Origin of the sequence: Tolypothrix bouteillei VB521301, assembly GCF_000760695.4 — a bacterium.
Lineage (GTDB): Bacteria > Cyanobacteriota > Cyanobacteriia > Cyanobacteriales > Nostocaceae > Scytonema > Scytonema bouteillei_A.
The window spans coordinates 7,976,057-7,991,944 of sequence record NZ_JHEG04000001.1; the positions used below are offsets into that span (position 1 = coordinate 7,976,057).

Below are 15,888 nucleotides of genomic sequence, written 5' to 3' on the forward strand. Positions count from 1 at the left end.
AGTTGTTCAATAAAAAGAACACAATAACCTTATATAAAAAATATCCCACAAACACATCACTATTACGTGAAATGCTTCACTATCATAAATCTTTCTTAAAAGCAGGCAAACTGCCGATCTCTAGAGCTTGTGTAAAGACGCAGTATTTTGCGTCTTTACGTATATACAATTCAGCCTCCGTCAGTTCCGTATGCCTCGTGCAAATTTTCCGACTCAAACTGGCGCAAAATGCGAGTCGCCCGACTTGTTAATTCCTGAGACCCCTTCACAACAATCAAATCCTTCCCAGCATTTAAACGTTAGCGATAAGGTAGAGTATCCCCACTCCCCACAGCTAAACCAACTCCGCCACCAATAAAATATGCACCCATATTCATATGCGATAACTTAAGTGAAGTAGCATAACAAAACAGTGAATTCAGCCGTGATAGTCTTACATCGCTATCTCAAAAAATATTGGTTATTTGCTCTGGTAGGCTTAACGATCGCCATCACAAGCATTATTCCCCTGCGTCTGGCGATCGCCTCTTACCAAGCCCCCGACCCGCAAGCAATCCTTGTTCTTGGCGGTCCCCCAGAAAGAGAACAATTCGCTGCTTATATTGCACAATACTATCCCAACTTAGACATTTGGGTTTCCACGGGAACCCCTCCCGATGTAGTCTGCCCCATCTTTCAAAAAGCAGAGATTCCCAGCGATCGCCTTCACCTCGACTACACAGCTGTTGACACCGTAACCAACTTCACATCCCTCATACCCGAATTCAAGCAACGCCGAATCCACCATCTTTACGTCATCACATCCGACTATCATATGCCCAGAGCCAAAGTGATAGCAACCCTTGTCCTTGGCAGTCAGGGCATTACCTTCACCCCTTTATCCGTCCGCGCTCGCCAACCAAAAGAATCGCTTTTACATATTTTGCGCGATGGTGGTCGCTCGCTCCTGTGGATTATTACAGGTCGCACAGGAGCTAGCCTAAATCCTAATTTACCTGCTTCATTCCCGATACGGAGATGCACTTAGGAGAACCATCTAAGCCCCCGTCGGTTCCGCATACCCCTGCAAATTTTCCGGCTCAAACTGGCGCAAAATGCGAGTCGCCTGATTCGTCAATTCCTGAGTGCCCTTCACAACAATCAAATACTTCCCCTCATTCAACCGATTGCGATAGGGTAAAGCATCTCCACTCCCCACAGCTAAACCAACTCCGCCACCAACAAAATATGCACCCATAGCACCAGCCGCCGCTCCAAAAATCCCACCAATGATGTGATTGCCAATATTTCCAACAGGCAATACCTCAATCCCCGTCAAAGCGTTAAAAGCATACCCAGCCACAAAACCAAAAGGAAGCAGCCAAGAATTCAAACGCGCAAATCCTTTCTTCGCCTGCTTGTTCGGGTCAATCAACCCAAACTCATCCGCACTTTTGTACCCCTGACCCAAAATGTCTATTTGATTGGTCGGTAAACCTTCCTTTTCCAAAGCCGTGTAAGCTTCCTCTGCTTTATTCCTATCCGGTAAAACTGCAAAAAGATAATTCATCACTTTATCCCCAGTGTGTCATTTTTTCACCAACAAAATCTCTTACTCTCTTGCCCAAGCAAGTAACGCTACCCATTGTCGGATGTAGGGCATTCATCGCCACTACAAACCTTTTTCAACGTGCAGTTTGCTTTTAGAGAAATGGATTTCCTTTCACCGTAAATATCCCAGTGGTAAAAAACGTCAACCCAGAGATTGAAATCACTCCTTCAAAACTCATGCAATGCCACTCCCCATCCCTTCACTGTGACGCGATACGACTTAACCCATTCAGCTTCGCATACCGCACAACCTTCACTCAGTACACCATGCGATCGCACTACGACTCACAATACTTCTCCTTGAAATTTACATTCGTAACGTTTTCCTTTATTTGTTTCTTGCACCTACACCCTAGAAGGGTGAGGCTATACAAACAAAGCCTGCCTCCGCAGGCTAATAAGCTTAATTTGACGTTTTGATGACAAAAATATATGTTTATTAAAAGACAATTTTTTCAATATTAATACGTTGATGCAAGATCTGAGTTTACCAATTTTCTTCAGCTTACTTACTAATATTACTAATGTCTGACCATATATATAATTAAAATAATTTTCTAATAACGAAGCACATCTATGGTTCAAACCATCCCCATTTCAGAACAAACTACACTTAAATATTTACGCCAAAATTTTAACTTGCAACGCAATGACGAGCGTCAGTTTTTTCCAGAGTGGTATGAAAACCTACCACAAATTAGTGATGCAGATAAAATATTTTTGGACAGGGTGCGTTCTCGGTACTTTTATCAACTCGATGAAGGAGCGCTGCTAGAAAGTGGAGTGAAAATGATGATAGTAGGTCCGCTACTCGATATAGCAGGTTTTTACGATACACCTTTCAAAACACGATTTGAGCTATCTGTAACACTGCAAGTAGAAACGGAAGAGGAAATTTTACAAGGACGAATTGACGCGTTAGTTTTACAAAATCAATTTTGGGTTTGGGTACTAGAAGCCAAACGGACTACATTTTCACTTTCGTTAGGGATACCTCAAGCACTTGCATATATGCTATGTCAGCCTGATGTAGATAAGCCAACATTTGGTATTTTAACAGGAGGCGAAGATTTTATATTTATTAAATTAGTTAAACAACAAACCCCTATTTACGGATTGTCTCGCAAATTCAGCATTATCAATGAAGGAGATTTATACGAGGTGTTAAAGATTATGCGTCATATGGGAGAGTTAATTGCTACTTCCTAATACCATTTTTGTATAAAGATGCTTCTAATAAGTCCGCGCAGGCGGACTTTGTTTGTATAGCCCCACATTTCCAATGTGAGGGAATTTTAAGCGCAACCCTCAGTCACTAAACCTGGACTCTTGCTAAAGTCAAGTTGCTGCTCGAAAATCGTCACTGTTTACCCCAACTGTTGCCGAAACTGCCGAATACTCAAAGACATCAGCACTGTAGCAAAAACGAGTAAAATCAATTCATAACGTTTTCCTTTACCAGCAAAAATTGGTTGAATGATTTTGCAAGCATTTGCGTTTGACGCCAAGCGATAAGTATACTGGAAAAAACTCTTGCGTGATGGGAGCAGACAAATGCCCTCACCATTTCCGGGTATGGACCCCTATCTGGAACAACCTACCTTTTGGTCTTCATTTCACAGCCGACTCATTATAGCCATTGCCGATGCAATAGAACCACAACTCGGCTCCCAGTACTACGTAGAAGTGGAAACTCGCACTTATCAAAGCGACGATAGTGAAGATGGCTTACTCATTGGTATTCCAGATGCCATTATCTTCTCCGATCGCTCCGATAATTCCACAGAAGAACAACCAATAGCAGGCGATCGCTCCACAGCTACCCAGATCCGACCCGAACGAGTTGAAATCCCCATGCCTTTAACTGTAAACGAGCGCTATCTAGAAGTCCGGGAAATCGTTACAGACGAGGTCATAACCGTAATAGAACTTTTATCTCCAAAGAATAAGCGTTCTGGAGATGGTAGGACAGCTTATGAGAAAAAGCGACGGGCCATTCTAGGTAGCGCCACTCACTTAGTAGAACTGGACTTGCTACGCGGCGGTAAACCGATGGCAATTCTGGGAATGCGATCGACAACAGCATACCGCATCCTCATCAGTCGGAGCGATCGACGCCCCGCAGCCGATTTATACAGCTTTTCCTTGCAACAACAACTACCATCATTTCCAATTCCCCTAAAGCCCAACGAAGAAGAACCTCTGGTACCATTACAAGATATCTTCAACGGCGTATGCGATCGCGCCCGTTATTCCACGCGAATTGATTATAGCCAACCTATCCCACCTCCGGCACTATCAGCACTAGATTGAGAGTGGGTTGCAACGTTATTAAATCTCTATCAAGATGCACAATAAAAAATTAGAGAAAAATTAATGTGTTATGCAATTGTGATTGAAAAAGCAGCAAACAACTATTCAGCTTATGTACCAGATCTACCTGGATGTGTTGCTACTGGTATAACTCTTCAAGAAGTTAACCAGCAAATTAAAGAAGCGATCGCTTTTCATTTGGAGGGATTGCGAGAAGAAGGATTACCGATTCCTGAGCCAACTACTTTGTGTGAATATGTCGAGGCTTCATAAAGACGCTTAAAACAGCGCGTCTCTACATGATTGATTTGTATCATCCTTACGGAGATTTACCCCAACTGTTGGCGAAACTGTCGGATACTCAAAGACATCAGCACCGTGGCAAAAACCAGTAAAATCAGTACCTGAGGCCAAAGCGTCTCCACACCCACCCCCTTCAATAACACCCCACGGCAAACCTCAATAAAATAGCGCAAGGGATCTAAATAAGAGAGCCATTGTATAAAAGTTGGCATTGAAGAAATAGGAGTCAACGCCCCACACAATAGAACCAAAGGTGGATTGATAAAGAAAGCCGTTAACTGCGTCTGCTGTTCGCTCTTTGAGTAAGTCGCAATCAAAATCCCAATACTAATACCTACCCAAAAGTAAAGCACGGCAATTATCAGAAATACTAACAAATTCCCCCGCAGTGGGACGTCAAATACCAGCCGTGCAATACCAAGAGCAATCAAAACATCCAACGTTAGCAAAACCAGCAACGGACACACCTTAGCCAGAATCACCTCAGTATTGGAAGCAGGAGTCATCACCAACTGCTCGATAGTCCCTGCTTCCTTTTCCCTAACCACCAGAGAAGCAGCCGCTTGAGAACCAATCACCGTCAGGACGATACCAAACATTCCCGATACAATAAACCAAGAACTTTCCAGCCCCGGATTGTAAAAAATCGAAGTCTCAACTCGTACCTGGTTCTTTTGCAAATCTCCCATCTCTCGCTGTCGCGAGTTATAGTCGCTCACCAATTGAGTGATATAACTCGACGCAATACTTGCCGTATTTGCATCAACAGCATCGTATAATGCCTGCACTTCCACAGAACGCTTTTTAGCAACATCCCCAGCAAACTCTCGCGGAATTGTCACAGCAACTGTTAGTTTTCCCGTTGCCAAATCCGCTACCATATCCTTCTGCTCGGAGTAATACCGACTCACCACAAATGCATCCGTCTGGTCGAATATTTGTACAAATTCCCGCGAAGCACTACTGTTGCTGTAATCGGTAATGCCAACCTTCAGATTTTCCACTTCCGGATTTAAAGCAAAACCAAACAGCATCAAAAAGACTGTCGGCGGTACGAGCAGCTGAATCACAAGCTGGCGGTTGCGAAATATTTGAGCAAACTCCTTGCGGAACAGCGCCCAAAATCGGCTTCCTAAAATTGAGTCAATTAAATTGATAAACATAAGCCAAAATCCCTACACCCTCATTCTCTGCAATTTGCGCCAAGCCAAAAAGAAGAACAACCCAGACAGCATACCTAACGCCAATACCTGAGACCAAATACCCAACCAACCTACACCACGCGCATAAGCATCGCGACTTAACTCGATGTAATACCGAGCCGGGATAATGTTAGAAATCCAGCGAATGCTAGCGGGGATATTGGCTATAGGATAAATAAACCCAGACAACTGAAGTGAAAGTAAAAATGCAGTAAAAGCAACTGCTTGAATAGCAGCACTCTGAACTTTGGTATTGCTCCCCACAAAAATCCCCCAAAAAACACCACAAGCAATGTAAAGCATCGAACTGAAAATCATCGGTGTCGGATCGCCCACAAACCACAATCCAAAGAACAGCCATGCTTCCACATTGACAAACAACACCTCCGCCATACCCACCAGCCAGAATGCTGCAGCCTTCCCAAACAAATATTCCGTACCTGTCAAGCTAGAAGCGTAAACTTGCAGAATAGTCCCCTGTTCGTATTCCTTCGCCGTTGCCAAAGCAGCAAGCAATGGAGGAAACAGAGTCACGGTAATTGCGATCGCCCCAGGACCGATATATCTCAAACTATCAAGACCCGGATTATACCACAAGCGAAACTGAAGATTCACCAGAGGTTCTCGACTTCCCCGGAGATTCTCCATAAAAGCATTAGTCGTAGCTTTAGTATAACCCCTAACAATATTCGCCGTATTAGCATCAGTACCATCCACTAAAATCTGCACCTCAGCCCCGCCCCCATTTCGCTGCAAATCCCGAGCAAACTTTGGAGGAACAATCAAACCAGCAGCAACTTTACCCCCATCCAACAACCGAGTGACATTCACCTCCGGACCAGAAGCAACAATATTAAACTTATTTGTGCGCTCAAAAGTCGCAATATACTCCCGACTGCTAGGAGTTCTATCCAAATCTTGAATTGCAAAATTAATCTTATTTACCTCCAACGATACCGCAAAGCCAAACAACAGCAGCAGCATCAAAGGCAACAAAAGAGCCAAAGTCAAAGTCAGGCGATCGCGTCCCAACTGCGATAATTCTTTTATAGTTTGAGCAAAAATGCGTTTCATAGTTAGACATGATTTATAATGGCTAATGGCTAATAGCTAATTGCTAATTGCTAATGGTCAAAAGGCAATTAGCTATTAGCCGTCTTCACTCTTATTCTTATATTTCATTTAGGACTGCTATAAGAGTTCAATGAACCAAACCCAACAATAACGGTTCAATGTTAGATTCAACTCACCACACCAATAAACACATCTTCCAAAGAAAACTCAATTTCTCTGTAGTTTTGCACTTTGACCCCAGCCTCTTGCAGCCAAGACTGAACTTGAGGGATCTGCAAGCGCGGTTCATCCAACACCGTATGCAAGCGCGAGCCGAAAATTGAGACTGAAGAACGTTTTAACTTTTGCTTCAACAAATCCGATGCTGTCTGCAAGGGTTCGCACTCCCATTCCACCAATCGCCCTGGTTGTTCCTGCTTGACTTGGCGTGGAGTTCCCTGTGCTACGAGTTCTCCTGCAACCATAAAACCCAAACGGTGACATTGTTCGGCTTCTTCTAAATAGTGAGTTGTAACCAATATTGCCATTCCTTCTCTCGCAAACTGGTTAATCCAACGCCAAAATTCTCTTCTTGCTAGGGGGTCAACGCCAGAGGTTGGCTCATCCAAAAACAAAACCTTTGGTTCGTGCATCACTGCTGCACCAAAAGCAACTCTCTGTTTCCAACCTCCGGGTAAATCGCGAGTTAGCTTTTCCTCTTGACCTACAAGGTCGCTGATTTGCAATACCCAATTTTTCTTGGCTTGTCGATAGCGGCGGGGAACACCATAAACACCACAATAAAATTCTAAATTTTGTCCAATAGTCAAATCATCATATAGCGTAAATTTTTGTGACATATAGCCAATTTTTTGCCGCACTGTTGTACTGCGTAATTGACCGATTTCTCCTGCTAAAGAAACTTTTCCAGAACTCGCAGGCAAGAAACCGCACAGCATTTTGATAACTGTTGTTTTCCCAGCACCATTTGCTCCTAAAAGACCAAAAACTTCACCGTATTTAATATTTAAATTGATATTTTTAACCGCGTGAAAATTACCAAAAACTTTATTTAAATCTTGTGCGCCAATGGCTGTTCCAGAAGACATTTCCTGGTGGAATATGCGAGGGAAATTGCTAGCAGGAACGCTCCCTTTTTGTTCCCGCAATCGAGCGACAAAAGTATTCTCAAGCGTCGGGGTATCAACAACAAAGTTTTCCCCCAGAATCTCTTCTCTTTCTAAAATAGACTGAATTCTCTGTTTGGTTTCTCCCGGTTCTGCTGTCAGCACATCCAAGCGATCGCCAAAACGCTGCACGTCAGAAATCATTCCTTGCAACTCAGGATTTTGACTCAGGATCTCGGCTGCTTTATCAAGTTCCGACACTGGCAAATACACTTCTAACCGTTTCATCCCCAAGCTAGCCTTAACGCGAGAAGGTGTATCGCACTGTTGAATTTTACCCTCATACATCAAAGCAATCCGCGAACAGCGTTCGGCTTCATCAAGGTAAGGAGTTGCAACAACCGTCGTCATCCCTTCCATTACAGCCAGTTCTGCAATAATGTCCCAAAATTCCCGTCGCGACACGGGATCGACACCTGTTGTCGGTTCATCTAGCAACAAAATTTTGGGTTGGTGAATCAGCGCACAGCACAAAGCCAGTTTTTGTTTCATCCCTCCGGAAAGGCGTCCGGCGAGACGATCTTTAAACTGGGCTAAATCCAGTAATTTGAGATAGCGATCGCTGCGGGTTTTTAATACGGCTTCACTGACTTCACGCAAACCTGCTGCATAACGTATGTTTTCCCAAATGCTCATGTCTTGGTATAAACTAAAGCGTTGGGTGAGATAGCCCATTTGCAAGCGCACATCCCACGGCTTGGAATTGAAGACTTCTACAATACCGCTTGTTTGCTCCATGACTCCAGAGAGAATCTGGAATGTAGTGGTTTTCCCCGCTCCATCGGGTCCTATGAGCCCAAAAATTTCGCTTTGATAAATGTCTAAGTTTATACCTGCTACTGCTTCTATGTGCTTGTTGTAGCAGTGGCGTAAATCCCGAATGGAGATGACAGGGGTGTTTGTTGGTTGAGTGGGATCTTTCATCTCCCTTGTCCCCCTTGTCCCTCCAAAATCCTCCCATCAGCTGGCATTCCCGGTTTTGCCAGTCCTTGGGAATTTTTAAGGGTAAGTTCTACTCCAAAGACTTGTGTAACTCTGTCTTTTTTAAAGTAAATATTTTCTGGTGTGAAGCTGGCTTTGGGATCTATGCGGGTGACTGTTGCTTTCAACGGTTGCTTGGGATATGTATCTAAATAAACCAGGCTGGGCTGACCTATTTTAACTTTTCCTATTTCTCCTTCAGGTATAAAGCCACGCAGGTAAAGATTATCTAGATTGACTATTGTCACGAGTGGCGCGCCGGCTGCAACAACTTCGCCTGCTTCTACCGAACGAGTAATGACGCTACCTGCTAGGGGGCTGTTGATTTTTAAGTAGTTTAAGTTTGCTTGCACTTGTGCTTGTGTGGCTTGAGCATCTTTGACTTCTTGTTGGGCTACGGCAATATCTGTACGGGCTTGGAAAATTTGTTTTTCTATTTGTAATGCAGCAGCCGCTCGTATCGGCGTGTTGCGAAGTGTTGCTTGGGCTTGGGTAAGGGTTCCTTGGGCTGACTGTACTTGTTGTCTGGCTGTGGCGACTCGGGCTCGGGCTACATTGAGAGCAGCATTGTCTTCATCTTTGCTCTGGGCTGAGACAGCGCCTTGACCGTATAAATAACTGGTTCTTTGTTGTTTTACCCGCGATAGTTCTAAATTCGCTTGGGCTTCTACAAGTTGCGATCGCGCTGCGGCTAGTGCGTTTTCTGCCTGTTCGACTCGACCCTGGCTTTCTTGTTTTGCTTGTTGTGTCGTAAGATTGGCTTGCTGGAGTTGGGCTTCCAAGACAGGTAATTGCTGGCGGGCTCTTTCTAGCCGTTCTTGTGCTGCACGAACGCGGGCTGCTGCTCCTTGAATTTGAGCGGTGAGTTCTGAATCATCGATTTGTACTAACAATTGACCGGGCTTAACAAAATCTCCTTCTCTCACCGCTACACTCGCAATTCGACCCCCTATTTTTGCTGATATATCTGTTTCATAACCCTCTATCCGCCCGCTTAAAAATAGACCTTCAGGTTCCGGTTGATAAATAAAAGTCCGATAAACCGTGTATCCCGCACCTGCAATCAGTGCGATCGCTCCTAATATCAAGACTGGTTTGGGAATATGCCGTCGGGGTTTTTGTGGAGAAGGTTGTGGTTGAGAAACTTGTATCTTATCTTCTACAGGGCTGACATTGGTGTCGCGATCGTCATGAATGGGTTCCGTTGGTGTTTGCGTCATAAAAACTTCCTCATATTTAAGACTTCAGCAGTAGAGTGGGTATTGCACAGCTTACTTGATTGACCGATTAATCAATATTGCGCTAAAAAAATTTATCTTGAAAAATGGGTGCTGTAGTTTCCGTTCGCGCCTGCTGTAGAGGGCGGTGTTTCAGGAGTTGCAAGCATGCCTTGCAAAAAGACCTCAACAGCCGTCGTCACCATAGTATCCAAGCTAATTTGCCGAGCATCGGGCTGTAGAAAAACCTCACGCGTAATGATATAGGCAAGAAACGAACCAACAAAACAACGGGCTGCTGCTGCTGAGTCCATTGGTTTGAAAACTCCCGCAGCCATTTGCTTGTCCAAGTAGCGAGTCAAAAAAGAGATGGAACGACTCGGTCCTATTTTGTTAATCATCTCAGCAACAGCAGGATGGCGAAACGCTTCTGAAAATAGCAATTTCATCATCGCTATAGACGTTGGATTATCCAAGACTGTCAGAAAAGCCTTAGCAAAGATGGTCAGCACAACCTTAGGAGGTTTGCTCATCATCTCTTCCTCGTTGTGAATTAGCAATTGCAGCACTGGTAGACGTTGTTCCACCACTTGCCGAAACAAATCAGCTTTATCCTTAAAGTAGTGGTATATCAAACCGGGCGAGCCAATTCCAGCCGCAGCAGCAATATCTTTATTGGTCGCCTTCTCAAAGCCCTTGTGGGAAAAGACTTGCAAAGCACCATCAATAATTTGCTGTCGCCGACCTTCAAAGTCTTGTTCGACACGTGGAGGCATAACTACAATTGATTGATTAGTCAATCAAACACTAACACATCTCAATCACGAAGATAAAAAAGTCAATTTTTCTTAATACCCATGTCTTTATCAATACCTTTGCCAATTTCTCAAAAGCCCTACAGACTGGAAGTCTGTGGCTATACAAACAAAGCCCACCTGCGTGGGCTAAAACCTAAAGCCCACGCAGGTGGGCTGCAAAGAGCAGTGCGTTGCGGAGAGCAGCACGTTGCAAAGAGCAGCGCCGTTCCCAGAGAAGTTGCGGCTTGGGGGAAACCCCCAAGCCGCAAACTTCGGAGGGTTCCCCCCCTTGAGGCGACTGCTCTGGGTTCCCCCGTTGAAGTGACTGCTCTGGGTTCGCCCCAACCCCACTTCGTGGGGACCCCAAAGCCCACGCAGGTGGGCTTTGTTTGTATAGCCGAGGCAGCGCGTTGCGGTGAATCCAGAGAAAGTAGGAGGGTTTCCCGCGCCCTGGGGACTGGTGAACCCGGAGGGGGGAACCCCCGTTGTAGCGCTTGCCGTCCACTCTTCTAGAGTGAGGGCGTTTTGGCAAAGGTATTGTTTGTGAAACGAGTTTAACGTATAAAATTGCAGCAGCATCTGTATTGCTCTGCTACCGGAACTTGAAAAAATGCCAAAAGCTAGGAGAAAGTTAGTATTAGACTATGGTGTAGCTGTATTAATCAGCTTGGTTGCATTAGCTCTCCGTTGGTTGTTACACCCACTTCTTGGGGACAACGCCCCTCTTCTAGGTCTGATTTTGGCAGTCACTGTAAGTTCTTGGTATGGGGGTTTTGGACCGGGTCTGCTAGCAACTGTCTTAAGTGCGCTTTTCGGTACATATTTCTTTATTCTACCGACATTTACCCTAAAAGTAGTTGATTCGATCGGAGTGGTTCGTATATGTATCTTCTTAGCAGAGGGGGCGCTTATTAGTTGGTTAAACGAGGAGTTAAGAGTTGCCAAGCACAAAGCTGAATTGACTGCACTCTCTTTACAGAAAAGTGAGGAACACAATCGGCTACTAATTGAAGGAGTCAAGGATTATGCAATTTTCATGTTAGATCCCAACGGGCTGATTGTAAGTTGGAACTCTGGAGCAGAACGCATTAAAGGATATTGCTCGGGAGAAATTTTGGGGAAACATTTTTCCATTTTCTATCCACCAGAAGAGATCGCACGCCAAAAACCCCAACAGGAATTGCAAATAGCGACAGCGGAAGGTCGGTATGAAGAAGAGGGTTTAAGACAACGAAAAGATGGCTCGTTCTTCTGGGCAAATGTTGTTATGACAGCATTACACGACGATTTGCAAAAGTTGCGGGGTTTTGTCAGCGTGACCCGAGACATAAGCGATCGCAAACAAGCAGAGGAACAGCTTCAAACTTCTCTCAAACAGTTATCTGATATCAAGTTTGCTCTAGATGAAGCCGCTATTTTAGCGGCGACCGATCGCCAAGGAAATATTACATATATAAATGATAAATTTTGCGAAATTTCCAAGTACTCTAGAGACGAACTGATCGGACAGAATCATCGCATTATCAATTCTGGTTACCATCCCAAAGAATTTTTTCAAAACCTTTGGTCAACTATTTCTAGCGGTCGAGTGTGGCATGGAGAAATCAAAAATAAAGCTAAAGATGGAACATTTTATTGGGTAGCAACTACAATTGTTCCATTTTTAAATAACGAAACGATCGAACAATATCTTGCCATTCGTTTTGATATCACCGAACGCAAGCAAGTCGAAGAAGCACTCCGCCGTTCTAGCGAACGATTGACAGGTTTATATGAAATTGACCGAGCTATTCTAGAAGCTAAATCTTCAGGAGATATTGTTCGAGAAGCACTCGTGCGAATGCAGCGTTTGGTACCCTGCAAGCGATCGCTGATTATTGTCTACAATTTTGAAAACAGCGAAGCTTACGCAATACCGGGAAGCGGTGCTGAGAATTTCCTTTCTCAACGAAGAGTTACCATACCGATTGACAACTTCATTTCTAATGAAGTTTTACAACAAGACATGACTCAGGGTGCAGAGTCCGTGACTGCAACAGGTCACGCTTCGCAGCAATTGTTAACTCCCCTTTTGGAAGAGAACGACACCTGCTTCAGAATACCTTTGCTTGTTGAAGGAGCGCTCGTTGGAGAACTCGCCCTGATTTTAAGTCAATCTACAGGATTAAACGCAGAGCATCAAGCAATTGCTTCTCAAGTCGCCAGACAGCTAGCGATCGCCTTGCAACAAGCCAATTTGCGAGAGCAACTGCAACACTATACCTTAGAACTAGAGGAACGCGTGACACAACGCACTTTGCAATTGCAGGAAGCTAATTCAGAACTCGAAGCATTTGCTTATTCTGTTGCTCACGATTTACGCGCTCCTTTGCGAAGCCAGCAAGGATTTTCCGAAGCACTTTCAGAAGACTATGCCGATATTTTAGATGCCAACGGTCGCGATTATATCGATCGCATTATGGCTTCTACCAAACGAATGGACGACCTCATTAGAGATCTATTAGCTTACAGTCGTCTCAGCCGTACCGATCTGCAACTTGCTACACTCAACTTGTCATTTATAATGACAGAAATATTAACTCAACTAGAAGCAGAGATTCAAGAGCGACACGCTCAAGTCATCGTAGAAAAACCACTGCCATCAGTCATAGGTCATCGCACTACCTTAATTCAAGTCATCATTAATTTAATTTCCAATGGCATCAAATTCGTACCTCTTAACAGACAAGCCACAGTACGGGTCTGGGCTGAAGAACGCGAGCGGTGGGTTCGCTTGTGGATAGAAGATAACGGTATTGGCATTGCACCCGAACATCAAGAACGCATTTTTCGAGTTTTTGAAAGGTTACACGGTGTTGAGGTTTATCCAGGGACTGGTATTGGACTGGCGATCGTGCGTAAAGGTATAGAACGCATGGGAGGACGAATTGGCATTGAGTCGGAGATAGATCGGGGCAGCCGATTTTGGGTAGAATTACTCTCTGCTAAGAAATAGGGACTGGGGACTGCTCTCGCTCCGGTGGCTCCGCCTCCGCTTTCATTCAACCTGAGTTCGATGAAGTCACCTCGAAGTTCACCCCTTTTTTAAGGGGGGTTAGGGGGGATCGAAACCCCAAGAATTCACTATATAAGACTTGTGTACACCACTGCATCCTTACCAAAAATCTGGGTTTAAAGCCCCGTCCTTCTAGGACGGCTTTTCTTCAATTTCCGAATTAACTCGCGAATCACATCGCTTTGAGTGCGATTTGTTTCTTTGCAATGCGCTACTAGTATCTCGTACTCTTCGTCTGAACACCGCACTGTTAATTTTTTCATGCCGTCATATTGCCGTCGATGGTGGTATAATAGTAGCATGAAAACATTGAAGTTTAAGTTGTACGAACACAAGCGCAATAAGTACCTCAAGCGGATGATTAACGCTTCTGGGGTAATTTACAATCATTGCATTGCCTTGCACAAACGATACTATCGTATGTGGGGTAAACACTTGAGTTGCACGAAACTTCAATCACACATTGCCAAGTTGCGGAAACGTAGTGAGTTTTGGCAGTCGGTAGGCTCTCAGGCAGTACAGGATATCTGTCAGCGCATTGAGAAGGCATACCAATTGTTTTTTAAGCACAACAAGAAGGGGGTTCGTCCACCGGGATTCAAGAAAGTCAAGAAATACAAATCGTTCACCCTAAAGCAAGCAGGGTACAAGTTTTTAGGTGGCAATAGAGTCAAGATTGGAAATCGAGTTTATCAATTTTGGAAGTCTAGAAGTTGGGAGGGAACGGTCAAAACACTAACCATCAAGCGCACACCTTTGGGTGAATTGTTTATGGTGGTTGTAGTTGACGGTGTAGTTGAACCAGAAATCAAATTCACGACTGGTAGAATAGCGGGATTTGATTTTGGCTTAAAGACGTTTCTCACTTGCTCTGATGGTTCGAGTATTGAATCTCCTCAATTTCTCAAACAGTCTCTCAGCACAATTAAAAAAGCTAGCAAACAGCATTCCAAAAAACTAAAAGGCTCATCCAACCGAGAAAGGGCCAGAAAAAATCTGGTACGCAAGTACGAGGATGTTTTAAACGCTAGACGCGATTGGTTTTGGCAACTAGCTCACAGTCTAACTAATAGGTTTGATGTGTTGTGTTTTGAAACGCTCAATCTCAAAGGAATGCAACGTCTTTGGGGGCGGAAAATATCAGACCTAGCTTTTGGAGAATTTCTACAAATTTTAGAGTGGATTGCCAAAAAGAAAGGCAATTCTGTCATATTTATAGATCGATGGTATCCGTCTACTAAAACTTGTTCTAGTTGTGGACACGTTCTAGAAAAGCTGGATTTGTCCGTCAGAGAGTGGCGCTGTCCGTCCTGTCAGTTAGTGAATGGGAGGGACGAAAATGCAGCTAAAAATATTTGTGCAGTTGGGGCATCAACTGTTGGGTTAGGTGATGTAAGACGGGCTGTGCCTGCAATCGCTGTCTGAGCCTAGAATCCCCACGCCTTTAGGCTGGGGAGTATGTCAAAAAGCCCTAGTGATTAGAAATCACGGCTATACAAACAAAGCCCCTTCGGGTTTGCCAGTTCCCTACGGCGGGAAACCCGCCTGCAGGACTGGACTCACCGCCTACGCGGACTAAATTATAAAGGGGTATAAGACGCGGACTTAGTCTGAGGTCTGTCGAACTCACATTCATTCAATTCCGTTCAATAATAGGACAAATAGTTTCTTCACCTTGTTCGGTTATTTTTTCCCAACCAGAAAGAAGCCCCTCCAACTCAGACTTTAAGAGAAATAATTGCTGAATTTGTTCATCAATAGCTGATAGCTTGTTTTTTAACTGAACTTTTATGCGATCGCAGGGCATAAACCCATCATCATGAACATCTAAAAACTCTTTAATTTCCAATAAAGTTAAACCCAGATTTTGAGCGCGTTTAATAAATTTTAACCGTGCCAAAACCTCAGAATTAAATAATCTAAATCCACCTTCAGTTCTACTTGAAGCATGAAGCAATCCAAGCTCTTCGTAATAGCGGATCGTTTTAATAGGAACGCCACTTTCTTTAGCAACTTCGCCTATTTGTTTTAGCGGTTCTTGAATTAACATACCTACCTTAACCTTCCTCTCCCCTTGCATGAGAGAGAATTACCATTTTCATTGTAAACCCTCCAGTAAGATGGAGAGTCAAGAGAACCACGAGTAATGCCCCCTGTTAATTCTGCAAAATTTTAGGGAAAGCTATTAAC

14 protein-coding genes and 1 pseudogene are annotated in these 15,888 nt (G+C 44.2%); 6 read left to right on the forward strand and 9 right to left on the reverse strand.

The genetic code is table 11. The features are described 5' to 3' along the window. Window positions 1-170: 170 nt before the first annotated feature. A pseudogene (locus tag HC643_RS41725) lies at window positions 171-371 on the reverse strand (hypothetical protein); the annotation flags it as partial. Window positions 372-412: 41 nt separating this feature from the next. On the opposite strand from HC643_RS41725, the gene HC643_RS32685 reads away from it, so the two are divergent. Continuing rightward, window positions 413-1,027 (forward strand): YdcF family protein, encoded by a 615-nt coding sequence (locus HC643_RS32685; protein WP_408019759.1) that lies wholly within the window; start codon window positions 413-415, stop codon window positions 1,025-1,027. 9 nt (window positions 1,028-1,036) lie between these two features. Here HC643_RS32685 and HC643_RS32690 read toward each other — a convergent pair whose 3' ends face one another. Next, a complete protein-coding gene (locus HC643_RS32690) occupies window positions 1,037-1,549 on the reverse strand; it encodes a hypothetical protein (protein WP_038085807.1) in 513 nt (170 codons plus the stop codon). Between the two features lie 617 nt (window positions 1,550-2,166). On the opposite strand from HC643_RS32690, the gene HC643_RS32695 reads away from it, so the two are divergent. From HC643_RS32695 to HC643_RS32705, 3 genes are all read left to right on the forward strand, one after another. Further along, a complete protein-coding gene (locus HC643_RS32695; protein ID WP_038085809.1) occupies window positions 2,167-2,799 on the forward strand; it encodes a type I restriction endonuclease in 633 nt (210 codons plus the stop codon). A gap of 345 nt (window positions 2,800-3,144) precedes the next feature. Beyond that, a complete protein-coding gene (locus tag HC643_RS32700; RefSeq protein ID WP_038085812.1) occupies window positions 3,145-3,903 on the forward strand; it encodes a DUF4058 family protein in 759 nt (252 codons plus the stop codon). Between the two features lie 63 nt (window positions 3,904-3,966). Next, on the forward strand, window positions 3,967-4,176 hold the full coding sequence (locus tag HC643_RS32705; RefSeq protein ID WP_038085814.1) for a type II toxin-antitoxin system HicB family antitoxin: 210 nt from the start codon (window positions 3,967-3,969) through the stop codon (window positions 4,174-4,176). Between the two features lie 56 nt (window positions 4,177-4,232). Here HC643_RS32705 and HC643_RS32710 read toward each other — a convergent pair whose 3' ends face one another. The 5 genes from HC643_RS32710 to HC643_RS32730 form a co-directional block, all read right to left on the reverse strand. Next, entirely contained in the window at window positions 4,233-5,369 is a 1,137-nt protein-coding gene (locus HC643_RS32710) for an ABC transporter permease (RefSeq protein WP_038085817.1), read from the reverse strand. Window positions 5,370-5,381: 12 nt separating this feature from the next. After that, complete coding sequence (locus HC643_RS32715; protein WP_038085819.1) at window positions 5,382-6,482, reverse strand: ABC transporter permease; 1,101 nt, start codon at window positions 6,480-6,482, stop codon at window positions 5,382-5,384. Between the two features lie 167 nt (window positions 6,483-6,649). Next, on the reverse strand, window positions 6,650-8,572 hold the full coding sequence (locus HC643_RS32720; protein WP_038085822.1) for an ATP-binding cassette domain-containing protein: 1,923 nt from the start codon (window positions 8,570-8,572) through the stop codon (window positions 6,650-6,652). Next, entirely contained in the window at window positions 8,569-9,849 is a 1,281-nt protein-coding gene (locus tag HC643_RS32725; protein WP_038085826.1) for an HlyD family secretion protein, read from the reverse strand. Before HC643_RS32725 ends, HC643_RS32720 begins: the two co-directional genes overlap by 4 nt. Window positions 9,850-9,941: 92 nt before the next feature. Next, window positions 9,942-10,622: a TetR/AcrR family transcriptional regulator gene (locus HC643_RS32730; protein ID WP_038085829.1), complete on the reverse strand. Its 681-nt coding sequence runs from the start codon at window positions 10,620-10,622 to the stop codon at window positions 9,942-9,944. A gap of 631 nt (window positions 10,623-11,253) precedes the next feature. Here HC643_RS32730 and HC643_RS32735 point away from each other — a divergent pair. After that, on the forward strand, window positions 11,254-13,638 hold the full coding sequence (locus tag HC643_RS32735) for a PAS domain S-box protein (protein ID WP_167844793.1): 2,385 nt from the start codon (window positions 11,254-11,256) through the stop codon (window positions 13,636-13,638). Between the two features lie 176 nt (window positions 13,639-13,814). On the opposite strand, the gene HC643_RS32740 is transcribed toward HC643_RS32735, so the two are convergent. Continuing rightward, window positions 13,815-14,000, reverse strand: coding sequence for a ribbon-helix-helix domain-containing protein (locus tag HC643_RS32740; RefSeq protein ID WP_237265861.1), 186 nt, complete (start codon window positions 13,998-14,000; stop codon window positions 13,815-13,817). Between HC643_RS32740 and HC643_RS32745 the strand changes: the two genes are divergently transcribed. Then, complete coding sequence (locus HC643_RS32745) at window positions 13,999-15,123, forward strand: RNA-guided endonuclease InsQ/TnpB family protein (RefSeq protein ID WP_038081879.1); 1,125 nt, start codon at window positions 13,999-14,001, stop codon at window positions 15,121-15,123. The two genes, HC643_RS32740 and HC643_RS32745, sit on opposite strands and share 2 nt — an antisense overlap. A 211-nt stretch (window positions 15,124-15,334) precedes the next feature. On the opposite strand, the gene HC643_RS32750 is transcribed toward HC643_RS32745, so the two are convergent. Continuing rightward, window positions 15,335-15,748 (reverse strand): heavy metal-responsive transcriptional regulator, encoded by a 414-nt coding sequence (locus HC643_RS32750; RefSeq protein ID WP_038078391.1) that lies wholly within the window; start codon window positions 15,746-15,748, stop codon window positions 15,335-15,337. Window positions 15,749-15,888: the final 140 nt, after the last annotated feature.